At 65.5% G+C, this 23,501-nt stretch carries 17 protein-coding genes; 9 read left to right on the forward strand and 8 right to left on the reverse strand.

What is annotated here, in order from left to right; genetic code table 11:
- A complete protein-coding gene (locus ACO05N_RS06950) occupies nt 1–2,841 on the reverse strand; it encodes a TonB-dependent receptor (RefSeq protein WP_422056432.1) in 2,841 nt (946 codons plus the stop codon).
- A 407-nt stretch (nt 2,842–3,248) separates the two neighbouring features.
- On the opposite strand from ACO05N_RS06950, the gene ACO05N_RS06955 reads away from it, so the two are divergent.
- Genes ACO05N_RS06955 through ACO05N_RS06970 form a run of 4 tightly spaced genes read left to right on the forward strand, consistent with a single transcriptional unit; the run spans nt 3,249 to nt 10,535 of the window.
- Nucleotides 3,249–6,497 (forward strand): TonB-dependent receptor, encoded by a 3,249-nt coding sequence (locus ACO05N_RS06955; protein ID WP_422056433.1) that lies wholly within the window; start codon nt 3,249–3,251, stop codon nt 6,495–6,497.
- A 20-nt stretch (nt 6,498–6,517) separates the two neighbouring features.
- Nucleotides 6,518–7,810, forward strand: a complete 1,293-nt coding sequence (locus tag ACO05N_RS06960) for a pectate lyase (protein WP_422056434.1) — start codon at nt 6,518–6,520, stop codon at nt 7,808–7,810.
- 32 nt (nt 7,811–7,842) lie between these two features.
- The gene (locus tag ACO05N_RS06965; protein ID WP_422056435.1) at nt 7,843–8,955 is read left to right on the forward strand and encodes a ThuA domain-containing protein; all 1,113 of its coding nucleotides are present in this window, start codon (nt 7,843–7,845) and stop codon (nt 8,953–8,955) included.
- Nucleotides 8,952–10,535 carry a pectate lyase gene (locus ACO05N_RS06970; protein ID WP_422056436.1) on the forward strand — a complete coding sequence of 528 codons (1,584 nt, stop codon included), beginning with the start codon at nt 8,952–8,954 and terminating at the stop codon, nt 10,533–10,535. The genes ACO05N_RS06965 and ACO05N_RS06970 overlap by 4 nt, the downstream gene beginning before the upstream one ends.
- On the opposite strand, the gene ACO05N_RS06975 is transcribed toward ACO05N_RS06970, so the two are convergent.
- Nucleotides 10,532–11,698: a cytochrome P450 gene (locus ACO05N_RS06975; RefSeq protein WP_422056437.1), complete on the reverse strand. Its 1,167-nt coding sequence runs from the start codon at nt 11,696–11,698 to the stop codon at nt 10,532–10,534. The genes ACO05N_RS06970 and ACO05N_RS06975 overlap by 4 nt on opposite strands.
- 25 nt (nt 11,699–11,723) lie before the next feature.
- Between ACO05N_RS06975 and ACO05N_RS06980 the strand changes: the two genes are divergently transcribed.
- Nucleotides 11,724–12,308 carry a TetR/AcrR family transcriptional regulator gene (locus ACO05N_RS06980; protein ID WP_422056438.1) on the forward strand — a complete coding sequence of 195 codons (585 nt, stop codon included), beginning with the start codon at nt 11,724–11,726 and terminating at the stop codon, nt 12,306–12,308.
- Here ACO05N_RS06980 and ACO05N_RS06985 read toward each other — a convergent pair.
- The 6 genes from ACO05N_RS06985 to ACO05N_RS07010 all read right to left on the reverse strand — a co-directional run bounded on the left by ACO05N_RS06985 (nt 12,293) and on the right by ACO05N_RS07010 (nt 18,360).
- The gene (locus ACO05N_RS06985; RefSeq protein ID WP_422056439.1) at nt 12,293–13,840 is read right to left on the reverse strand and encodes a carboxylesterase/lipase family protein; all 1,548 of its coding nucleotides are present in this window, start codon (nt 13,838–13,840) and stop codon (nt 12,293–12,295) included. The two genes, ACO05N_RS06980 and ACO05N_RS06985, sit on opposite strands and share 16 nt — an antisense overlap.
- Nucleotides 13,837–14,847 (reverse strand): PfkB family carbohydrate kinase, encoded by a 1,011-nt coding sequence (locus ACO05N_RS06990; RefSeq protein WP_422056440.1) that lies wholly within the window; start codon nt 14,845–14,847, stop codon nt 13,837–13,839. Before ACO05N_RS06990 ends, ACO05N_RS06985 begins: the two co-directional genes overlap by 4 nt.
- Nucleotides 14,848–14,871: 24 nt before the next feature.
- Nucleotides 14,872–15,624, reverse strand: a complete 753-nt coding sequence (kduD, locus tag ACO05N_RS06995; protein ID WP_422056441.1) for a 2-dehydro-3-deoxy-D-gluconate 5-dehydrogenase KduD — start codon at nt 15,622–15,624, stop codon at nt 14,872–14,874.
- A gap of 22 nt (nt 15,625–15,646) precedes the next feature.
- Nucleotides 15,647–16,489, reverse strand: a complete 843-nt coding sequence (kduI, locus tag ACO05N_RS07000; RefSeq protein ID WP_422056442.1) for a 5-dehydro-4-deoxy-D-glucuronate isomerase — start codon at nt 16,487–16,489, stop codon at nt 15,647–15,649.
- A gap of 34 nt (nt 16,490–16,523) precedes the next feature.
- The gene (locus ACO05N_RS07005) at nt 16,524–17,177 is read right to left on the reverse strand and encodes an RpiB/LacA/LacB family sugar-phosphate isomerase (protein ID WP_422056443.1); all 654 of its coding nucleotides are present in this window, start codon (nt 17,175–17,177) and stop codon (nt 16,524–16,526) included.
- A gap of 163 nt (nt 17,178–17,340) precedes the next feature.
- Entirely contained in the window at nt 17,341–18,360 is a 1,020-nt protein-coding gene (locus ACO05N_RS07010) for a LacI family DNA-binding transcriptional regulator (RefSeq protein ID WP_422056444.1), read from the reverse strand.
- Between the two features lie 240 nt (nt 18,361–18,600).
- Here ACO05N_RS07010 and ACO05N_RS07015 point away from each other — a divergent pair, with 240 nt between their 5' ends.
- From ACO05N_RS07015 to ACO05N_RS07030, 4 genes are all read left to right on the forward strand, one after another.
- Nucleotides 18,601–19,392: a 2-keto-4-pentenoate hydratase gene (locus ACO05N_RS07015; protein WP_422056445.1), complete on the forward strand. Its 792-nt coding sequence runs from the start codon at nt 18,601–18,603 to the stop codon at nt 19,390–19,392.
- A gap of 11 nt (nt 19,393–19,403) precedes the next feature.
- The gene (locus ACO05N_RS07020; protein WP_422056446.1) at nt 19,404–20,711 is read left to right on the forward strand and encodes an MFS transporter; all 1,308 of its coding nucleotides are present in this window, start codon (nt 19,404–19,406) and stop codon (nt 20,709–20,711) included.
- Between the two features lie 149 nt (nt 20,712–20,860).
- Nucleotides 20,861–21,313 (forward strand): MarR family winged helix-turn-helix transcriptional regulator, encoded by a 453-nt coding sequence (locus ACO05N_RS07025; protein WP_422056447.1) that lies wholly within the window; start codon nt 20,861–20,863, stop codon nt 21,311–21,313.
- An 85-nt stretch (nt 21,314–21,398) separates the two neighbouring features.
- Nucleotides 21,399–23,495, forward strand: a complete 2,097-nt coding sequence (locus tag ACO05N_RS07030; RefSeq protein ID WP_422056448.1) for a malate synthase G — start codon at nt 21,399–21,401, stop codon at nt 23,493–23,495.
- The last annotated feature ends 6 nt before the right edge of the window (nt 23,496–23,501 follow it).

The following is a 23,501-nucleotide window of genomic DNA, read 5'->3' on the forward strand; positions in this document are numbered from 1 at the left end:
TCACATCTTGATCCGCGCGCCCACCAGGATCGTGCGGCCGAAATGGTTGCTTTCATAGTTGCGACGCGCGCCGATATCGACCCAGCGACCGCGATAGGCATCGGTCAGGTTGGTCCCTTCGACCGAGACTTCGAGAAACTCGGTCAGCTTGTAGCGGACCGACGCATCGACATTGGTGATCGCGTCATAGCCCTCGAAGATGTTGCCGGTCGCCGAGCCCGCGTCGGTGAAGCCATCGCGATAGCTGACCGATGCGCGCGCGCTGAACTTGCTGTCTTCGTAATAGAGCGTGCCGTTGAATTGCTTCTTCGACAGGCCGTAGAGCGTCTCGGTATAGTTGGTGGAGGTTGCCCCGCCCAGGGTGCAGTTGGGTGCAACGCAGGCGTTGGTGAACGGCCCGGTCTGCGTATAGGTCGCCGAAGAGTCGACAAAGGTCGCGTTCACGATACCGCCGAAGTTCGACAGGAAGCCCGGCAGGAACTTGAAGGGTGCCTGCAGCGCGATTTCCGCGCCCTTCAGCGACGCGCCGCTGCCATTGCCGGTGGTGGCGATCGTCCAAATCGGCTGCGACAACTGTGCCGGGTTCAGCGCGGCGGGAGAGGACGGTACGAGCACCGATGGCGACAGGCCGGTTTCGGTGAACGTGCCGGTGCGGGTGATCGCCACCGGGAAGCTCGCCACGTCCTTCTTGAACAGCGCGACCGAGAAGATCGACTGCGGCGCGAAATACCATTCCAGGGCGACGTCGAAATTGGTCGCACGGAACGGCAGCAGGAACGGGTTGCCGCTGGTGACGCGATAGTTGAATCCGTCCGCCGAACCGCCCGGGGTAAGGTTGCCGAGCGACGGGCGCGTCATCACCTTGGCAATGGCGCCCCGGATGATCAGGCTTTCCATCGGATAGAGTGCGAGGTTGAACGACGGCAGCCAGTCGTCATAGCCGCGCTCCACCGTGACCGTCACACCGCTGTTGATGCCGTAGGACGACTGGTCGGTGCGGACGTAGCGGATGCCGGCATTCAGGGCATAATCGAGGCCGAAAAGCGCGCCCTTGGCATCGAACTGGAGATACCCGCCCTTGGTCTCTTCGGTAACGCCGCGATTGTTACCTGCATCGACCCGCAGCGCGCGGCTGTACAGGTTGGTGTAGGCAGCGGCCGCGTCGAGATTGGGGACCAGCCACTGCGTCGTCGTTCCGCTCGGGGCGTTGGAACCCTGCAGCGTGAACAGTTCGGACAGCGCCGAGGTGACCGGGAAGCCATAGACCGCAGTCGGCCCGAACACGCTGGTGGCCGAGCAGGCGAGGGTGCCCAGTACCAGATCGACGCCGCCATTACCGCACACTGCGGTATCGCGGGTAAAGGCGGTGGCGTCGAAATTGTACCGACGCCAGATCGCACCGGTCTTGACTGTGAAACCCTCGGTCACATCCCATTCGGTACGCAACTGTGCGGTGCGGAACTGGTTGAGGATGCTCGACGGACGATCACGGATTTCGGCAAGCTGGAAGTTCGCCGGATTGGTGACGCTGGTCCCGAAGGTCAGCGTCGGCGCGGTCATGTTGCGATAGTCGTAGCTGTACCCCTGCGCATCGCGATCATCGAACACGATGGTGGTCTCGACCGGAACATCGGCGTTCGAGCGCGAATAGCCGCCGGCCAGCTTGAAGCGAAAGGTGTCGGTGACGTCCTGATCCCATGTGGCGCCGATCTGATAGAATTCGGTTTCGGTCTTCTTCAGGAAATGCTCGGTCCGCACCCATGCATCGTTGAGCGTGGCAGCGATCATGTTGTTGTTGCTGTCATAGACCGGGTTGACGACATTGATCGAGCGTTCGTTCGAACGCAGCAGAACCTCGCCCCACTTCTCGCGGCGGTCTGCCTTGAATTTGGAATAGAGGCCGTCGATCGAAACCTGTGTTGCATCGCTCGGCGACCACTGGATGCTCCCGGTCAGGCCCAAGCGCTCGCGATAGTGCGTGACTTCGCCATAGCGCGGGATGCGCGGGTGGAACGACAGCGCGGCCTGATTGCACGCGGCGCTCGGCACATAGGTGCCGCCGCTGTTCGCGGTGGTGAAGCAGTTGGTGCCGTTGACCGAATCGAAGCGCGCCTGTGCCCAGCGGACGGTGTTGTTGCCGATCTCCTTGGTGGTCGTCTTCTGATAGGCAGCGGAGATCGATGCGCCGAGCGTGCCGTCGGGCGATTTCCACCCGATCAGGCCGGCGACGCGCGGACCCCAGGTGTCGGACAGGTCGTTATAGCTGCCCTGCGCCGAGGCGGCGAAGGTGAGGCCGTATTTGCCCTTCAACGGGTTGCCGGTGTTGAGATCGACCACCGCACCGAGCGACCCTTCGTCGAGGTCGGCGGACGCGGTCTTGTGCACGACGATCGAGCTGAACAGCTCAGATGCGAAGACGTTGAAGTCGAACGCGCGGTCGCGGTTCGATGCCGCACCGTCATGGCTGGTGGTGATCGTCTCCAGCCCGTTGACGCGGACGCGGGTGAACTGCGAGCCGAGGCCGCGCACGGTGATCGCGCGCCCTTCGCCGCCGTCGCGCTGGATCGCGATGCCGGGAATGCGCTGCAGCGATTCGGCGAGGTTCTGGTCGGGGAATTTCGCGATGTCCTCGGCCACGATCGCATCGACCGCGGCGACCGATTCGCGTTTCACGTTGAGCGCGGCGTCGAGCGACGCGCGGAAGCCGGTGACGACGATTTCCTCGTCTTCGCCCGCTGCGGGCTCGGCCGGCGCGTCCTGCGCCTGGGCGGCGGTGGCGATGACTAGGGCGGAAGTGGCTGCCAGCAGGCGCGCTCCGCCACGGCGAACAGTGAACCGCATTGATATTCCCCTCTCAAACGGTGTCGATGACACCGGTAGCTGCATTGGGCCGCGTGCATCGCACGAAGCCGGATGTCATTGCGGAGAGGGTGCCGGGACGCGCATCGCGTCGGTTCGCGACATCCTCTCCAGATTCGCCGTGTTCTCACGGTCGACCACCATTTTCCTCGCTTGAGAAACCGGTGTCATCGCGGTTCTCTGCCATTCCGGTGCGGGTGTCAACCCGGGGGGATTTCGGTACTCCGGGCGCGCTCCACTGTCGCGCGGGTCCGCGTTTGTCTGCCCGACCGGGCCTCAGGATCGTTACGCTGCACGTTTGGAGATTGAAAATGGCGGGTCGCTTTGATACCGGTGTCATTCGACGGGCCGACAACAGGCTCGCGATGCGATATCAGAGAGGGGATTCCATGGGCATTCGTCAGCTTCAATCCGCACGCCGTTCCAGCTCGGGGCTCGCGCTTGCGCTTTCCCTTGTCGCGGCAGGACCGGCCTGGGCGCAACAGGTGCCGGTGGAGGGCCAGTCCGACGCCGATAGCGAGGAGGTGGTGGTTACCGGTTTCCGCGCCAGCCTGGCCAACGCGCTGAGCGACAAGCGCAAGGCCGACCAGATCGTCGATTCGATTACCGCCGAAGACATCGCCGACTTTCCCGACGCCAACATCGCCGAATCGATCCAGCGGCTGCCCGGCGTGTCGATCGACCGCGACAATGGCGAGGGGCGATCGATCACGGTGCGCGGGCTGGGCGGCGACTTTCAGAGCGTGTTCCTGAACGGTGCCGACGCGCAGAATATCTCGGGCGGCAACCAGTCGGACGCAGGCGCGAACCGGTCGCGCGGGTTCGACTTCAACACCTTTGCGTCCGAGCTGTTCAGCGGCGTCAAGATCACCAAGTCGGTCACCGCCGCGAACGAGGAAGGCTCGCTTGGCGCGATCATCGACCTGATCACCGGGCGTCCGCTAGCCTATAAAGGCGATCGCATCGCGATGGGCGCGGAGGCAGAGTATCGTGAAAATGGCGACAGCTGGAATCCGCGCCTGACCGCGCTGTTTTCGAAGCGGCTGGCCGACAATTTCGGCATCCTTGGCACCGTTGCGTTCCAGGACCAGCGTCAGCAGATCGATTCCTACCGCCGCAACCCCGGCCAGTTCGAATTTGCCTATCGCAATTCGCAACATGCCGGCGTGTCGCCGAACGTGTTCGGCTTTGCCCGTCCGACCGGCACCGGGACCGGCGCGACCTTTGGTTCGGATCCGGCCGCCTATGCGCTGGTGACGCCCGAAACGATCATTCCCGCGCTCCCGTCGATCGGGCGGCAGGACCTGCAATATGACCGGCTGGGCATCACCTTTACCGCCCAGTGGCAGCCGACGTCGCGCACCGAGGTCATCGGCGACTTTGTCTATTCGCGCTATCGCCAGGATTCGAATTCGCAGGGCATCACCACGATCGGCCTGAACCGCAACGGCACCAATAACCGCGTCGCGCAGAATACGCTGCGTGCGCTCAATACCGCCAACGGCCTTGCCGACCGCCGCGCGCTCTATGCGCGTTGCGACGCCAACGCGTCGCTCGATTGCGGGCAGGCGCTGTACGGCAACACGCTCGTCGCCGGGACGCGCGCGAGCTACAACCCGTTCAACCTCGATCCGTTCGACTATTACAACGCGACGGTTTCGCCGGGCTATATCCCCAATGCCAACAGCATCGCCTATTATGACGAGCTGCTCGGCCGTCCCTCGACCCAGATCCGCGCGGCCCATGTCAACGCCGCGGGCCAGGCGGATTATCTGGTGCTCGACAATGTCGATTGGCGCAGCTTCGCCGATGCGCAGTTCGGCCAGACCGACTTCAAGCAGGCGACGCTGAACGTGAACCACGAGTTCAGCGACAATTTCCGCGTGGCGCTGACCGGCGGCTGGTCGAAATCCGAATTCCGCGCCGAAGGGATGCTGGTCGAATTCAATGCCATCGACCGCGACGGCTATGTGTTCGATGAACGCGGCGGCGGGAAGATGCCGGTGTTCAACCCCGGCTTCAACGTCGCCGACCCCAGCCAGTGGACGCTGGTGAAGGGCCTGTCGACGATCCGTTACTTCACCAATGAGGTGAACAACGAATTCCGCGTCGGTCGCGCCAATTTCGAGCTCGATCTGAGCGAGCAATTCGCGCTGCGCTTTGGCGGCACCTACAAGACGTTCGAATTCGACAGCCTCCAGGGGCGCCGCAACTCGGGGATCGAGGCGATCAACCCGACGCTGGCAGAGGCGGGGCTGCAGATCACCCAGCTGGGCCAGCTGGTCGGGTTCGGGCAGGGGCTGGACGTGCCGGCGGGAACCCCGACGAGCTTCTACGCGCCCAATCTCGACGCGTTCCGCACCTATTTCTCGATCGACTGCAACTGCATTAACAAATGGGGCGATTACCGCGCGCAGGCCGACGGGCGTGAGCGCAACGCGGTGCGGGAGCGCGATCTGGCCGGGTTCGTCCAGATGGACTTCGACCTGGACGTGATGGACCGCCGCCTGCGCGGCAATGTCGGCGTGCGTGTTGCCAACACGCGGGTCGACGGCACGGGATCGGTCGGTGGCGCGGCGAACGGCGCGCTGGGGACGATTGTCACTGCGCGCAACGAATACACCGATGTGCTGCCAGCCGGTAACCTGACCTATGAAGTCAGCGACAATTTCCAGATCCGCTTCGCCGCGGCCAAGACCATGTCGCGGCCCCAGCTTGCTGCGCTGACCCCCGGCACGACGTCGTTCCCGACCGGGCTGACGGTGGGGGGCGCGGCGCCGTCGATCACGGTCGGCAACCCGTATCTGAGTCCGTTCCGCTCGACCAATCTCGACCTCAGCTTCGAATATTATTGGGGCACCAACGGCTTTGTCGGGCTGGCGCTGTTCCAGAAGGATATCAACTCGTTCCCGCAACAGGTCGCGGGCGAGTTTGCGCTACAGGACGTGTACGAACCGGCGATCGTCGACCAGATCCTCGCCAATGTGACCAGTGTGTCGCTGGCGCAATATATCCGCGATGGCGGGGTGTTCGCGGTGCGTCAGTTCGACGATGCGCCAGGCGGAAAGATCCAGGGGCTGGAGCTCAACGTCCAGTCGAATTTCTTCTTCCTGCCCGGCTTCCTGCAGCGGTTCGGTGTCACCGCGAACTACACCTATATCAAGTCCGAACTGAGCTATCTGACCGGGACCGCGCTCTCGACCACGCAGGGGCAGACCGGATCGACTGCGGTCAACGATTTCGCCACCGCGCCCTTCCTCAACACCTCACCACATGCGTTCAACGCGACGCTTTATTACGAGCACGGCCCGCTCAAGGCGCGCGTTTCGGGAGCGTACCGCAAGGAATATGTGAACCGCTTCCCGCTGTCGTCGGGCACCTGTTCGGTCGGCACCACGACCAATGGGGGCGGCGTGTGCAATTCGCCGGTGGTGGCGGATTTCGGGTACAACGAGGATACGTTCAACCTCGACTTCTCGATGTCCTATGCGCTGACCAAGGAAATCCGGCTGTCGCTGGAAGGGCGCAACCTGACCAACACCACGCAATATCGCACCATGTATCAGGCCAATCCGGTGTCGAGCGTCTATGCGAGCACGGGGCGCATCGTCACCGTCGGCGTGCGCGCGGCCTTTTGATGCCGGGCGCCTGGCTCCTGATGTCCGCTGCGGCGGGGGCGGCGGTGCCGCTCCCCGCCTTTCCGGGCGCGGAAGGGGCCGGTGCGCTGAGTCCGGGCGGGCGCGGCGGCAAGGTGCTGACCGTTACCACCCTGGCGGACAGCGGCCCCGGCAGCCTGCGCGCGGCGGTCGAGGCCACGGGGCCACGGATCATCGTCTTCGCGATATCGGGCACGATCCAGTTGACCAGGCCGCTGACGGTGCGCGAGGGGCGGGTGACAATCGCCGGGCAGAGCGCGCCGGGCGACGGCATCACGCTGCGCGATCATCCGCTGGTGGTACAGGCGACTGATGTGGTGATCCGCTTCATCCGGTCGCGGCTAGGCGACGAATCCAGGACCGAGGCGGACGCAATCTGGATTCGCGCGGGACGCCGGATCATCCTCGACCATGTCTCGGCGAGCTGGTCGGTGGACGAAACGCTTTCGGTGTCGGGCAATTATGCCGAGCCGGGCGAAGGCTGGTACGACGTCACCGTGCAATGGTCGATCATCGCGGATTCGCTGACCAGATCGCTGCATGCCAAGGGCGAGCATGGCTATGGCAGTCTGGTGCGCGGCGGGCGCGGGGCGCGGGCAAGCTTTCATCACAATTTGTGGGCCAACCACAGCGCGCGGATGCCGCGCCCGGGCAATTACGCGCCGGCGGCGAGCGATCCGGAGGGCGCTTTCTTCGATTTCCGCTGCAACCTGTTCTACAATTGGGGCGGCACCCGGTCGGGCTACAATGCCGACAAGGACAGCCTGTCGCGATATAATTTCGTCGGAAACGCCTATGTGCGCGGGCCGCAATCGACCAGGGCGATTGCGTTCAACGAAGGCAATCCGGTCGCGCAATCCTTCTTCGCCGACAATGCGATGGACGGGGTGGTCCCGGCCGATCCGTGGTCGCTGGTGACGGGCATCACCGATCCTGCGCAGAAGCTGTCGTCTCCGGTCGAAATGCCCAAGGTGGGCTGTGCCGGAGCGGCGAGCGTCGAGACGGCAGTGCTGGCGCGCGCAGGGGCTTCGCGCAGCCGCGACAGCGTCGATGCGGCGGTGATTGCAGGGGTGCGCACCCGCACCGGCAGGCAAATCGACAGCCAGCGCGACGTCGGTGGCTGGCCTGACCTGCGTAGCGGTACCGCGCCGCTGGACAGCGATGGCGACGGCATGCCGGACGCCTGGGAGCGCCAGCACGGGCTCGACCCGAAGCGCGACGATTCCGCAGCCGACCGCAACGGCAACGGCTATAGCAATGTCGAAGACTATCTGAATGCGCTGGCCGCTGGCTGAGCGGACCGCTCACGTGGGACGAGGAGATTGACATGCGGGCGATGCTGATGCTGCTGGCGGCGATCCTGCTGAGCGGGGCGGCATCTCCGCGGCACAGCATTGCGCGGCAACCCGAAATCCTGCTGTTCAGCCACACGACCGGTTGGCGGCATGACTCGATCGAGCCTGCCGTCGCGGCGTTGACCAAGGCTGCGCGCGCCAAAGGCTATCATGTCGTGGCCAGCGAAGACCCCGCGCTGTTCGACGACGCGAAGCGGGTGAAACGCTTCGCCGTGATCGTGCTGTTGTCGACCACCACCAAGCCCAAGGAACCCGGCAGCGAGTGGTTCACCGGCGCGCGGCGCGACACGCTGATGGCCTTTGTTCGGGCAGGCGGGGGGATTGTCGGCGTCCACGGCGCCGCGGATTCGCATTACCATTGGGACTGGTATGGACGGATGATGGGCGCGCGCTTTGCCCGGCATCCGGCGGGGACGCCAAAGGGCGTCGTGACCCGTGCGCCGCTCGACCACCCTTCGATTCGCAGCTTTCCTGAGACCGCCGAGCTGGTCGATGAATGGTATTGGTTCGACGATTTCGACCCACGTCTGCTCCCGCTGCTGACGTTGGATCCGAGCTCGATCGGGGAGAAGGGCGTCAATCCGCGTCCCGTGGCCTGGGCGCACCGGTTCGAGGGCGGGCAGGTGTTCTATACCGGTCTCGGCCATACCAAGGAATCGTGGAGCGACCCGCGCGTCGTCGATCACGTCATGGGCGGGATCGACTGGGCGGCGAAGCGCGGCGCGCGGCCGATGGTCGTCATCGACGACGCGGCCAAGCGTGTACAAGAGCCGCCGCCGCATGGGCGCATCGGGAGGAGCACCGCGTGGCGCATCACCGACGGTGTGCCGGGTCGCATGATGGAATATCGCAAGCGCGCGCTGCACAAGGGCGCGGCGATCGGCGTGCATCCGATCGACCATGACGAGGTCTATGCGGTCGTCTCCGGTGAGGGCGAGGTCAGTTCCGACGGCACGACCGCGCGGCTGACGCCCGGCATGACCGCCTATCTCTACACCGGCGCGCATGTCGGCATTCGCCAGATCGGCGAGAAGCCGCTGGTGCTGATTATCGCCTATCCGCTTGAAGGAGTACCGCGTAAATGATTGCTCGCCGCCAGCTGCTCGCCGCGTCCGCCGCATTGATGCTGACCCCCGCACTGGCGCGGGCGCAGACGCCGCCCACTGCTGAGATTGCAGCGACGATGAAGCGCGCGACGCAATTCATGGTCGAGAAGCTCGCCTATCGCGGCGGCTATCTGTGGTCGTACCTGCCCGACCGTTCGCGCGTCTGGGGTGAGCTGGAAGCCTATAAGACGATGGTGTGGGTGCAGCCGCCCGGCACCGCGACGATGGGGCACCTGTACCTCGACGCCTATCACGCGACCGGCGACGACTATTATTACCAGGCGGCGGCCAAGGCCGCGCAGGCGCTGATCGACGGGCAGCTGCCGACGGGCGGCTGGGGCTATTTCATCGATTTCGGCGGCGCCGCGTCCACCAGGCGCTGGTACGAGACAATCGGCAAGAATGCCTGGCGGATGGAGGAATTCCAGCACCATTGGGGCAACGCCACCTTCGACGATCAGGGGACGGGCGAGGCGATCCGCTTCCTGATCCGCCTCTATGTCGAAAAGCGTGAGGCACGCTTCAAACGCGGGCTCGACAAGGCGATCAACTTCATCTTCGCCAGCCAGCTCGATAATGGCGGCTGGCCGCAGCGCTGGCCGCGGGTGCGCGACGGTGGGCTGCACGGCAAGCCCGATTATACCGGGCTGATCACGTTCAACGACGGGGTGATCCACGACAATATCGACGTACTGCTGACCTATCACCAGGCGATCGGCGATCCGCGCGTGTTGCCGGCGATCGAGCGGGCGATGGACGTCTACCTCAAGACCCAGCAGGCCGCGCCGCAGGCCGGCTGGGGGTTGCAGCATCGCGCCGATTTCTCGCCGGCCGGCGCGCGCACCTACGAGCCCGAGGCGCTGGTCACGCACACCACCGCGTCGAATGTCGAAGACCTGATGGAATTCTACCGCCTGACCGGGAATGCGAAATATCTGGCGCCGATCCCGGCGGCGCTCGACTGGCTCGACAGCGTGCGGCTGCCCGAGGAATTGCGCGTGGGGAACCGGCATTTCCCGACCTTTGTCGAGATCGGCACGAACAAGCCGCTCTGGGTGCATCGGCGCGGGTCGAACGTGGTCAACGGCGAATATTATGTCGATCACGACCCTGCGCACACGATCGGCCATTACAATCCGCGCCGCTCGGTCGATGTGCCGAAGCTGCGGCGCGAGTATGAGAAATTGCGCGCGATCCCCGGTGGGCCGGTGTCGAAGGATTCACCGCTGCTCAAGGGTCGCCAGCCGCTGTCGCCCTATTGGGTCGCGGCGGTCGAGCCGGGGTCGGACATGAATGTCGCGGGCGGCAAGAGCGCAGCGGAACTGGTCGCGTCGCTCAACGAAGAGGGCTGGTGGCCGACCCAGCTCAAGGCGATCAGCCACCCTTATCGCGGGCCCGGATCGAAGGAGGTCGCGCCAGGCGATTTCCGGTCGAGCAATGTCGGCGACAGCCGCGACACCTCTCCGTTCGACGTCAAGGACGGGCCGATCGGGATTTCGACCGGCACCTATATCGATCACATGGTCACGCTGATCGGGGCGCTGCGGGCTGGCTCTTAAGCCGGATCGATCGCCAGGCGGCAGTTGCGCAGCTCGTAGCCCGCGACCAGCGGGTTCCAGCCGACATCGGGCGCGCGCTCGAGCCGCAGACCGGGGACGCGCAGCAGCCGGTCGAGGAACACGGCGGATTCGTGCAGCGCGACGCCCGCGCCGGGGCAGCGATGCTCGCCATCGCCGAAGGCGAGGCCCGGCCCGGTGACGCGCGGGGCGCGCTCGCGCTCCGGGTCGAGCGCGTGCGGGCAGGTGCCGACCGCGACCGCATCGCCATTGGCCGACCGGATATCGAGCGCGACGGTGCCGCCCTCGACATGGCGGTATAGCGTGCCGACGACGGGCTCGAGTCGCAGGATCTCCTCAAGGATCGCGATCTGCCCATCGGCATCGGCGGCAAGAAACTGCGCGCTGAGTTCAGGGCGTTCGAGCAGATGCCAGCCGGCCATGGTGATGAACTCACGCGTCGTCACCATCCCCGCCGCACCATAAGTGAAGCATTCGGTGAGGATATCGAGCGGGGTGTAGCCCTCGCTCAGCAGGTGCGAGATCACGTCCTCACGCGGCGCGGCGCGGCGGGCGGCGATCGCGGGCTTCACGTCCTTGGCGTAGAAGCGGCGCATCCGCCACTGGCCGAGCAGGAAGCTCATAATCTCGGCAAACTTCCCGCGCCCGGTCTGGAAGGCGGTACTGAAGAAGGAGTCGAGCCGGCGGCTCATGCCGTCGATGTCGCTTTCGGTCAGGCCGACAATCTCGGCCGCGACGGCGACCGCCATTTCGAGCGACAGCCGGTCGAGATCGCCGCTGCCGTCCTTTACCAGCCGCGCGATCAGCGCGTCGCTGGTCCGCTCCATCAGTTCGCGATAGCGCGTCTCGACCACGCGCGGGGTGAAGAAGCGCGCAGTGCCGCTGCGCTGGCGGCGATGCGCCTCGCCATGCAGGAACAGGATCGGCGGGCGCGCCTGGCCGCGATATTTGCCGATCACCTCGGCCTTGAAGCCCGCCTGACGTCCATTGGTGTCGCGCAGCACCGCGCGCACCGCGTCATATCCGGACACCACCGGAGCCTTGAGCAGACCGCCGCGCGCCGCGCTTGCGGACTTGCGGTCATCGCGCGCATGATCGATCGGGCAGCGGGCCGGCGGGCTGGCAAGATGCGACTGGGCGGACATGACACACTCCGGGTTGTGATACACGATGGATCATAAGATAGCGAAGCGGAGCGGTGTTTCAAGCGATGCGCGCGTTGTCCGTTCGCGCGCGGCGCTGGGAACAGCGCTGGTGGAACTGGTGGCGGAGCGTCCGTTCGGGGAGATCACGGTCGCGATGCTGACCGATCGTGCCAGGATTGGTTACGCGACCTTCTTCCGCCACTATCCGGATCTGTCGGCGCTGCTGATCGAAGTAGCCGATTCGTTGATCGCCGAGCTGCTCGCCAAATTGCTCCCGATGCTGCAGCAGGGCGACCGGCTCGCGCTGGTGCGCACGCTGACCGCGGAAGTGCTGTCGCGCCGCACCCTGTGCCACGCGCTGTTGACCGGAGCGGGCGATACGATCCGTCAGATCGTGACGCAGCGCGCGATCGCGCAGGCGCTGGCGAGCCCGGCCGAAACGCCGGACGGACTGCCGCGCGAGTTGGCGGTGACGCATCTGGTCGGCGCGGCGCTGACGATCCTGACTTGGTGGCTCGACCGTGCGCCCGACATGGCGGCGGACGATGTCGCGGCGATCCTCGACCGGCTGGTGCTGGCGCCGGTGCTGGCGGATCAGGTTCCGGGCTGAATATAGGGGATACGGGCGAACAGCTCGCGCTGCCACTTGCGCGGGTCGGCCTCGACGCGGCTCTGCGTGTCGAAGATCATCGTGCGGCGATCGGGCAGAGTGTATTTGGGCCAGTCAGGCACGCCTGCGCCATTGGGATTGCCGGTGGCGGCGAGGTTGACGAAGGCGCGCTGCATTGCCGCGCACACCGCCTGCGCGCCCGGGCCGGTGCCCGACACCGTCCCCTCCGCGCCGATCGTGCCGAACACCATCGGGATATCATGCGTATGCGCCGCCCCGCGTTCGGGCGCGACGGGGGACTGGAAATCGAGCTGATAGACCCAGGCGGGGACGCCGGCTCTGGCGCGCTCCTCCGCCTCGATCACCTGTCCGCGCCAGCTGCGCCCGGCGGTGGTGCTGGCGTAGAAAATGTCCGGCGCGGTCCAGTCGGGGAATTGGCGGCGATATTCGGCGACGACCCATTCGGGGTGGGCGTCGATGCGCAGTTGCGGAGCGATGCGTTCGGCGAGGTTGGACCAGTCAAGCGTGCGCACCGCCTCGCTCTTCGGATCGATGAACGCGCGGGTCTCGTCGCGCGTATTGCCGAGGATCATCGGGATGCCGTTGCCGATCGGATTGGCGTCGGGCCAGAAGGGGTGGCGGGTCAGCCACTTCATGTCGAGCACCGGGCCCATATAGACCCCGCCGCCCAGGATCGGGTCTTCGGCGGACAGGCCTGCGATCAGCCGCTGCACGGGCATGTCGATCAGGTCGCCTGGCGTGGCGTTGAGCTTGGCGAGCAGGGCTTTCGCGCGCGCGGTAGCGTTCAAGGGGCCGCTTGCCGTGACCTGCTGCCCGCTCATCGTCGCGGCGCTGTGGAACAGGCCCTTGGCGGCGGGCATACCCATCAGCGTGGCGATCTTGGCCCCGCCGCCGGACTGGCCGAACACCATCACCCGGTTGGGATCACCGCCAAAGCCGACGATGTTGTCGCGCACCCATTGCAGCGCGAGGATCAGGTCGAGCTGCCCGAGATTGCCGCTTTCGGGGAAACGCGGGTCGAGCCGGGCGAGGTAGAGATAGCCGAGCGCGTTGAGCCGGTGGTTGACGGTGACGACGACGACATCGCCTTGCTCCGCCAGCGTTGCCCCGAACACCTGCGGCTCGATCACCGTGCCGTTGGAATAGGCGCCGCCATGGAAATAGACCATTACCGGGCGGCGCGCGTTCGGGTTGGCTTGCGGCGTCCAGACGTTGAGGAACAGGCAGTCCTCGGCCTGATTGGGTAGATTGCTGCGCTGGGGGCAGTTCACCGCGAAGTCGGTCGCGCGGATCGTTTCGCGGCCGCGGGCGGGTGCGGTCGCAGCGCGGAAGCGGGTGCGGCTGGTGTCGCTGCCGTAGCGGATGCCGAGAAACGCCTGGGTGGCGCCGTCAGCCTTTCCCTGCCAGCGACCGGTGGTGCCGGTAGCGACCGGGTCGCCCTTGGCGAACGCGGCGGAGGGGAGGGCGGACAGCGCCGCACCCGCCCCCAGCAGCGTCCGCCGGCCTATCACCGACGCACGTCCAGACCGCCTTCGAGGAACGCGTCGATGTCGCACTGCCCGAACAGCGAGGCGTCGCCCGGCAACGAGTGTTTGAGGCAGGTGAGCGCGAGGCCCGAGGCAACTGTCGCCTCCAGATCCTGCCCCGACAGCACGCCGTGCAGGATGCCCGCCGCGAACGCATCGCCGCCGCCGATGCGGTCGACGATCCCGGCAACCACAACCTCATCGGTCTGGTAGCCGCGTTCGCGCGTGTCGACGCGCGCGGCGATGCGGTGGCGATCGGCGTCGTCGACATGACGCGCGGTCGACGCGATGCGCTGAAGATTGGGGAAAGCGTCGAACGCGGCTTCTGCGGCCTCGCGGCGGCGGTCGGCGCCGTCGCCCGAGAAGGTCTGGCCAAGCAGCAGCGACACGTCGCGATGGTTGCCGAACATCGTGTCGGCGAGGCTGACCAGTTCGGTCAGCACCGCGCGCGGGTTGCTGTCCCAGCTTTCCCACAGGCGCGCGCGGTAATTGCCGTCGAAGCTGATCGCGACGCCCAGTTCCTTCGCGGTCTTTGCTGCAGAGATTGCTGCAGCAGCCGTCGCCGGGCCGAGTGCTGGCGTGATGCCCGAAAGGTGCAGCATCGCCGCGCCATCGAGGATGCTGCGCCAGTCGAACGCATCCGCCGGTGCGGTCGCGAAGCTCGACGCTGCACGGTCATAGACGATGTCCGAGGCGCGCAGCCCGGCGCCGACCGACAGGAAGTACAGGCCCATGCGGGCGTCGCGCAGCTGGACATTGCGCGTATCGACGCCCTGTCCGCGCACAAAGCGGATTGCCGCCTGGCCAAGCGGATTGTCCGGCACCGCGCTGACCATCGCCACGTCATGGCCGAGATTGGCAAGGCCGATCCCGACATTGGCCTCGGCTCCGCCGACATGCACGTCGAGGCTGCCGGTCTGCATCAGCAGCTCGCGCCCCGGAGCGGTCAGGCGGAGCAGCAATTCCCCGAAACAGACGATATGGCCGGCCATGATGTCTCCTCAACTAAGCTGGCGTCAGCGCGCCAGCCAGCCGCCGTCTACCGCGAGGATGTGCCCCTGAACATAGTCCGATGCCGAGGAGGCGAGGAACACCGCTGCGCCGCCCAGATCGGACGGATCACCCCAGCGCGCCGCGGGAATGCGCTCGAGAATCTGGCGGTTGCGCGTCTCGTCCTTTTGCAGCGCGTCGGTATTGTTGGTGGCGATATAGCCGGGCGCGATCGCATTGACGGTAATGCCCTTGCTCGCCCATTCGTTGGCCAGCAGCTTGGTCAGGCCGCCGACGCCGCTTTTCGAGGCGGTGTAGCTGGGCACGCGGATGCCGCCCTGGAACGTCAGCATCGATGCGATGTTGATGATCTTGCCCCCGCCATTGGGGATCATGTGCCGCGCCGCCGCCTGGCACAGGAAGAACACCGATTTGAGGTTGGTGTCCATCACCGCGTCCCAGTCTTCTTCGGTGAAGTCGACTGCGTCGTTGCGGCGGATGATGCCGGCATTGTTGACGAGGATGTGGAGCCCGCCGAGCTTTTCCACAGTTTCATCCACAATTCGGCCCACAGGCTCGATCGAGGACAGGTCGGCGCTGATGATCTCGGCCTTGCGACCAAGTGCGCGGACCTTTTCCACCGTTTCGGTCGCGGCGGAGCGGCCGACTGCGGCAATGTCCGCGCCCGCCTGTGCCAGCGCGAGGGCAATGCCCTGGCCGATGCCGGTGTTCGCACCGGTGACGACCGCGACGCGGCCGGTGAGATCGAAGGGATTCATGGAGTAACCTCGTCCTTGGGCCTTAGGCCAGCTGGCAGATGTCCAGCACGTTCATGTCGGTATAGTCCTGATTCTCGCCCGCCATCGCCCAGATGAAGGCATAGGACCGGGTGCCCGCACCCATGTGGATCGACCAGGGCGGGCTGATCACCGCTTCCTCGTTCTGCATCACGATGTGGCGGGTCGCCTCGCCCTCACCCATGAAGTGCATCACGCGGTCGGTGTCGAGATTGTCGAGTTCGAAGTAGAAATAGATCTCGCTGCGGCGCTCATGGATGTGCGGCGGCATGGTGTTCCACACGCTGCCTTCCTTGAGCACGGTCAGCCCCATCACCAGCTGTGCGCTGTCGCACACGCCGGGGATCACCAGCTGATAGATCGACCGCTCATTCGATTCGGCGAGGCTGCCGCGATCGAGCCGGTTGGCGTCGGCAATGCCCAGCTGGCGCGTCGTGAAGGCGCGATGGGCGGGGCAGGAGACGAGGTAGAAGCGCGCCCCTGCACCCGAAAACTGCACGTCCGCCGCGCCCATCGTTACATACAGGCAATCCTTGTTGCCCAGCGTGAACGCCTGTCCATCGACGGTGACGACACCTTCGACCGACCCGACATTGACGATGCCAAGCTCACGCCGCTCGAGGAACGGGTGACCCGCCGCCGATGCCGGCTCGGTCTGGTCGGGCAGGCGCACAGGGTCCGTCGCCACCAGCACCCCGCCGATCACCATGCGATCGGCGTGGGTGTAGTTGAGCACGCATTCGCCCGCGCGGAACAGGTCGGTGATGAGATAGCGGTCGCGCAACTCATCGTTCGACACGCACTCCATCATGTCGGGATGGGTGGCATAATAGGTGCGGTCGAACATGGCCTCTCCGTTCAAGGGGTGGGTGCGGTCGGGATCAGGCGAGCGCGGGCTGCGCGGTCACGCTCTTGAGGTAGGCGCTGATCGCGTCGTCCTGCGAGTTGGCGTAGAACAGCTCCGCGAACTTCTCGCCCGCGATCGCGGCGCGCAGCAGGTCCTGATCGACGTTCTTGAGTACGGTCAGCATGTCGTGACACGTCGTCGCCTTGAGATCGGCAAGGATGCCGCGGTTCTTGCGCATGATCTCGGCGCGCTCCTTGGGATAGCCAAGGCCACGCTCGCCGTCGAACAGCTTGCGATACACGTCCTGCAGGTTGAGCTCTGCGGCCCAGCCAAAGCCCTTGGCATAGGGCATCGAGATGGCGTTGCCGTCGTTGATCTGGCCGAACAGGAAGGCGTCGGTCGGGTCGATCACCAAGCCACAGAACACGCCGGGCATGGCGTTGCAGGCGAGCATCGACCCCATGCCGGTGCCGCAACCGGTAACGACGAAATCCGCCGCCTTGGAATTGAGCAGGATGCCGGCGAGCAGGCCGTTCATGACATAGGTCAGCGACGCGCTGTCCTCCGCCGAATACATGCCATAGTTGAACACCTGATGGCCCAGCGGCTCGGCGACGGCGGTCAGCGCGTCGTGGATGATGCCGTTCTTGGCGGCCTGGCTGTTTTCAGTAATCAGGGCGATCTTCATCGGTCGAATCCTCTCCAAAAAAATAGGAACGGCGGGCGGCGGGAACAGGCCGGTCCCGCGCGCCATAAGCGATTGCGGATATGCTCGCTAGGTAACCGGTGTCAGGTCATGATGCAAGAACGCGATGCGTGTTGTGTGGCAACTTGGGCCGGCGTGCGACCCTTCATTCCCCCGGCGGCGCGACCGATGCGCGGCGGATCAGCGTCGACACGAACAGCGATTCGGCCGCCTCCTCATCCTCGCCATCGCCGATCAGCTTGAGCGCCGCGGCGCGCGCCATGGTCGCGATCGGCCAGCGCACGGTGGTGAGCGGCGGCCACAGATAGGAGGCAATGGTGGTGTCGTCGAAGCCGACGATCGACAGGTCGCGCGGCACGTCGAGCCCGCGCTGGCGCGCGGTGTGCAGCACGCCCGCCGCCATCGCGTCGTTCGAACAGAAGACCGCGGTCGGACGCGGCGACAGGTCGAGCAGCCGTTCGGCCGCGCGCATGCCGGATTCGAACGTATAGTCGCCCTGTGCGATCAGCGTCCGCTGGATCGGCAAATCGGCATCGTCGAATGCGGCTTCATAGCCCTGGCTGCGCTCAAACGCCGAGCGGAAGCCGTGCGGGCCGAGGACGAGGCCGATGCGGCGATGGCCCATTTCGAACAAATGGCCGACTGCGCCGCGCACGACTTCACGGTCGTTCGACGCGACCATATGCTGCGGGTCGTCGAACGCAGCGGACCCCATGCGCACGTAGCGCGTGCCGATCTCGCTGCACAATTCGGCGAGCGAATCATTTTCGCTGATCGGCGGCAACAGCATCACGCCATAAGGGCGCTGTCGTTCGAGGAAGCGGCGGATATCGTCGAGCATCGTCGGTGATCCGCGATCGACCGGGTGGACGATCAGTTCGAACTCGGTATCGCGCAGCACTTCAAGCAAGCCATGCTGCACGTTGAGCACCATGTGCGGGTTCGGGTTGTCGTGGATCAGGCCGATCAGGAAGTTGCGGCGCAACGCCAGTGCGCGCGCCTGTGGGTTGGGGACATAGCCGATTTCGGCGATGACCTTTTCGACCCGTTCGCGCGTCTCCTCGTTCAGCAGCGGGGAGCGGTTGATCACGCGGCTGACGGTCTTTTTCGAAACGCCGGCAAGCCGTGCGACATCGTTGATCGTCGCCTGAGCAGTTTTCTTCATAGCATGTGCATAGCGCGCAACCGGATGCTAGCCAATCGGTGCGCCCCGACCAGTTTGACACCGGTTTCCGGCCGAATCCTCAAGGTGCGGCGGGCGGGGTTTGGCCGTATTGGATCGGACGACGTTGCATGAGGCCGGGGTCAGCGGCTATCCGGCAAATTTAAGATCGCTGTAACCGACGTCTTGCCACTGACACCGGTTTCCATTAGCGATGCGGGCGAGAATAGAAGCGAGGGGTGGATGAGCGACCTGAACGTCATTGCGGAGGCTTTCGTCGCCGCGCGCCGCGATGCACGCGGGCTGTCCGAATATCCTGGCGCCGCGCCGACAACGCTGGCGGATGCCTATGCGATCCAGGATCGCGCGCTGGCGCTGGCCGGGGCCGATGTGGCGGGGTGGAAGGTCGGTCGGATCAACCCGCCGCTCGACGGACAGCTCGGCACGAACCGGCTGGCCGGCCCGATTTTCGCGCCGTTCGTGCGCAGACACGACCCCGCTCCGGCGATGCCGATCTTTGGCGAGGGCTTCGGTGCGGCGGAGGCCGAGTTCCTGCTACGGATCGGCACCGCACCCCATCCCGCCAAGACCAGCTATACGATGGACGAGGCCGCCGAGCTGATTGACGCGGTCCATGTCGGGCTGGAAATCGCCAGCTCGCCCTTTCCCGGAATCAACGCGCTCGGGCCGCTGGTCACCATCTCTGACTTTGGCAACAATCACGGGCTGGTAGTCGGCGATGCGATTCCCGACTGGCGCCAGTCGGGCTTTCTCGACTGGCCGGTGACGCTGAGCATCGACGGGGTCGAAATCGGTGCCGCGACCGCGCGGACGATGCTCGACGGGCCGGTCGGCGCCGCACGGTTTCTGTTCGAGACGATGGCGGCGCGCGGCATCGCGCTGCGTCCGGGACAGTGGATTTCATCGGGTGCCGTCACCGGCGTCCATGAAGTCTCCCCCGAAGCACAGGTTACTGCCACATTCGGCACCATGCGGGTGAGCTGCACGATCGAGGCGGCCAGACCTGCGGCATAGGGAGAGTATGGATGAACGCGACGCAGGCCGAAACCGGCGGCGAGCCGCCCCGCGCGGGGCCGGTGCCGCGCACCGGACGCTATCGATGGATGATCATCGCGATCCTCTTCTTCGCGACCACCGTCAACTATATCGACCGCACCATGCTGGGCCTGCTCGCCCCGGATCTGGGCAAGGAACTTGGCTGGAACGAGAATGACTATGGCAACATCGTCACCGCGTTCCAGGCCGCCTATGCGCTAGGCTTCCTGCTCATGGGCTGGCTGGTCGACCGGTTCGGGCCGAAGATCGGTTATGCCATTGCGATCGGCGTATGGACGGTCGGCCATGTGATGCACGGCTTTGCCAGCACCGTTGCCTCGTTCATGGCGGCGCGCATCGTGCTGGGCGTGGGCGAGGCGGGGCACTTCCCCTCGGTCGTGCGCGCCAGCAGCGAATGGTTCCCGCAGAAGGAACGCGCCTATGCGATCGGCTGGGTCAATTCCGCGACGACGATTGGCGTGATTCTGACTGCGCCGACGCTGTGGCTGTTCATGACCTGGCTCGGCCTCGATTGGCGCCAGACGTTCATCTATTCGGGTCTTTTCGGCGTCATCCTGCTGGTGCTGTGGCTCAAATTCTACAGCAACCCGCGCGAAAGCGGACGGGTCAGCGAGGGTGAGCTCGCCTGGATCGAACATGATCCGCCCGAGCAGATCGAGAAGATCGGCTGGAGCCGTGTCGTTCGGCTGCGCGAGGCGTGGGCGTTCGCGGTGGCCAAGTTCTTGACCGACCCGGTGTGGTTCCTGATGCTGTTCTGGCTGCCGAAATACTTTGCCAGCACTTATAATGTCGACCTCAAGGTCGTGCTGCTGCCGATGATCGTGATGTATCTGTTGTCGGACGTCGGCAGCATCGCGGGCGGCTGGCTGTCGTCAAAACTGATCCACATGGGCTGGACGCCGAATGCGGCGCGCAAGGTGACAATGATCATCGCGGGCTGCTGTGTCCTCCCGTTGCTGTTCGTGACGCAGCTGGAGAATATGTGGCTGGCGGTCGCGCTGATCGGCCTGGCGCTCGCGGGGCACCAAGCATTCTCGACCAACCTGTTGTCGCTGCCGCCGGACATGTTTCCCAAGCGCGCGGTGGGTTCGGTAATTGGTCTTGGCGGCTTTTGCGGTGGCGTCGGCGGCATGATCATGGCCAAGTCGACCGGCCTCGTGCTCGACGCGACCGACGGCAACTACACGTTGATCTTCGCGGCATGCACCGTCGTCTATTTCCTGGCGGTCGGCGCGATCCATCTCCTGTCGCCGCGCTTGAAGCGCGTATCGGTCTAGACGTTGGCTTAGCCCTCTTCCGCAATCGGGAGAGGGCTAAGAAGCGGCGGTCGCGCTTAGGGAGACATATCCTGTCCCCGCCCGGCACTTTCGCGTAATGAAGCAATGCTAACATTGCCTTGCGGCACCGATGGCGGCATCACTGTCCTATGACGGCAACACTCAAGCTCGACGCGTTCCTTCCCTATCGCCTCTCGGTCGCATCGAACCGCGTGTCGGGGACGATTGCCGGTGCCTATCAGGCCCGCTTCGGCCTGCGTATTCCCGAATGGCGGCTGGTCACCGTGCTGGCCGAGTTCGGCTCGATGAGCCAGCAGGCGCTGTGCGGGCGCACCCAGATGGACAAGGTGACGGTCAGCCGCGCGGCGATCTCGCTGCACGAGCGCGGCCTCGTGACTCGCACCCCCAATCCCGATGACCAGCGCTCGCACCTGCTCGACCTCAGCCCCGAGGGCTGGGCGCTGTACCGCCAGATCGCCCCGCAGGCGCTGGAGTTCGAGCGCCGGATCTTTGCCAGCCTGAGCGACGAGGAGCAGGCTCAGCTACGCAAAATGCTCGAGCGGGTCGAGGCGGCGGCGGCGGCGATTTCGCCGGGATTCTAATCATGGGCTTGATCGGTGGGGGTGTCCTCGCCTAATCGTGCCATCCCTCCCCAGGGCAGTTTGTGTTGCTAGCCAGGAGGATTCCATGACCGCTTATCAGACCCGCGCCGGGCTTTCGGTCGCAGCGCCGCTCGTCGCGTTTGTCGAGGATCGGGTGTTGCCGCCGTTGGGCCTTGATGCGGACCAGTGGTGGGCGGGCGCGGCGGAGATTTTCACGCGCTTTACTTCGCGCAACCGCGACTTGCTGGCGCGCCGTGAAAACCTGCAGGCGCAGATCGATGCGTGGTGTGCCGCAGACCCGGTGCGCGCGGCCGACCCGGCGGCGCAGGAGGCGTTTCTGCGCGACATCGGCTATCTGGTGCCCGAGCCCGGCGACTTCACGATCGGCACGCGCGACGTCGACGCGGAGATTGCGACGATGGCCGGGCCGCAGCTGGTCGTGCCGGCGCTCAATGCCCGCTTCGTTCTCAACGCCGCCAATGCGCGCTGGGGGAGCCTGTACGACGCGCTGTACGGAACCGATGCGCTGCCCGGCGCTGCCAGGTCGGGCGGCTATGACGCCGAACGCGGGGCGCAGGTGATCGCGGCGGCCAAGGCGTTTCTGGACGGGGCCGTGCCGCTGGACGGGATGCGCTGGGCGGAGTTCTCCGGCGGCGACCTGCCGCTGGCCGATCCGGGGCAATTCGTCGGTACGCGCGGCGACTCGATGCTGTTCGTCCACAACGGCCTGCATATCGAACTGGTGGTCGACCGCGCCCACCCGATCGGCGCGACCGACCCGGCAGGGATCGCCGATGTGCAGCTCGAAAGCGCGCTGACGGCGATCGTCGACCTGGAGGATTCGATCGCGGCGGTCGATGCGGAGGACAAGGTCGCGGCCTATGCCAATTGGCTGGGGCTGATGCGCGGCGACCTGACCGAGACGTTCGCCAAGGGTGGCGCGACGCTGACCCGTGAGCTGGCTGCCGACCGCATCTATCAGCGTCCACATCAGGGCGACCTGACGCTCCCCGGCCGCAGCCTGTTGTTCGTGCGCAATGTCGGGCATCTCATGACCAACCCCGCGATCCGCATCGACGGGGCAGAAGCACCCGAGGGGATCCTCGACGCGATCCTGACCAGCACGATCGCGCTGCACGACCTCAAGGGGCTGGGCCGGTTCCGCAACAGCCGCGCGGGCAGCATCTACATCGTCAAGCCCAAGATGCACGGGCCGCACGAATGCGCCTTCACCAACGATTTGTTCGACGCGGTCGAGGATTTGCTCGGCCTCGCGCGCGGTACGATCAAGGTCGGCGTGATGGACGAGGAGCGACGGACCAGCGCCAATCTCGCCGCGTGCATCCATGCGGTGCGGGGGCGCATCGCCTTCATCAACACCGGATTCCTCGACCGCACCGGGGACGAGATTCATACCTCGATGCGCGCCGGGCCGATGATCCCCAAGGCGGAGATGAAGGCGAGCGCGTGGATCAAGGCGTATGAGGACCGCAATGTCCGCATCGGCCTCAAGCACGGCCTGTCGGGCCGCGCGCAGATCGGCAAGGGCATGTGGGCCGCACCCGACCGCATGGCCGACATGATGGACCAGAAGATCGGCCATCCGCTGAGCGGCGCCAACACTGCCTGGGTGCCGTCGCCCACTGCCGCGACGCTACATGCGATGCACTATCACAAGGTCGATGTCTTTGCCCGCCAGCGGGAGATCGCGGGGGAGGCGGTTCCGCGGCTGCGCGACCTGCTGACCATTCCTGTGGCGACGGGGCGCAACTGGACGGCGGACGCGGTCGCGCGCGAGCTGGACAACAACGCGCAGGGCATACTCGGCTATGTCGTGCGCTGGATTGATCAGGGCGTTGGGTGTTCCAAGGTGCCCGATATCCACGATATCGGCCTGATGGAGGATCGCGCGACATTGCGCATTTCCTCCCAGCATATCGCCAACTGGCTGCTCCACGGCGTCGCGACGGCGGCGGATGTCGATGCGGCGTTGGCGCGGATGGCGGTCAAGGTCGATGCGCAGAATGCCGGCGACCCGCTCTATCGCCCGATGGCGGGCAACCCCGGCAGCCTTGCGTTGCAGGCGGCGCGTGCGCTGGTGTTCGAGGGAGTGGCCCAGCCGAGCGGCTATACCGAGCCGCTGCTGCACGCCTATCGCGCGCGCGTTAAGGCGTTGGACTGAAGTCAC

Source organism: Sphingomonas sp. (assembly GCF_965227385.1).
In the GTDB taxonomy this organism is placed as follows: domain Bacteria; phylum Pseudomonadota; class Alphaproteobacteria; order Sphingomonadales; family Sphingomonadaceae; genus Sphingomonas.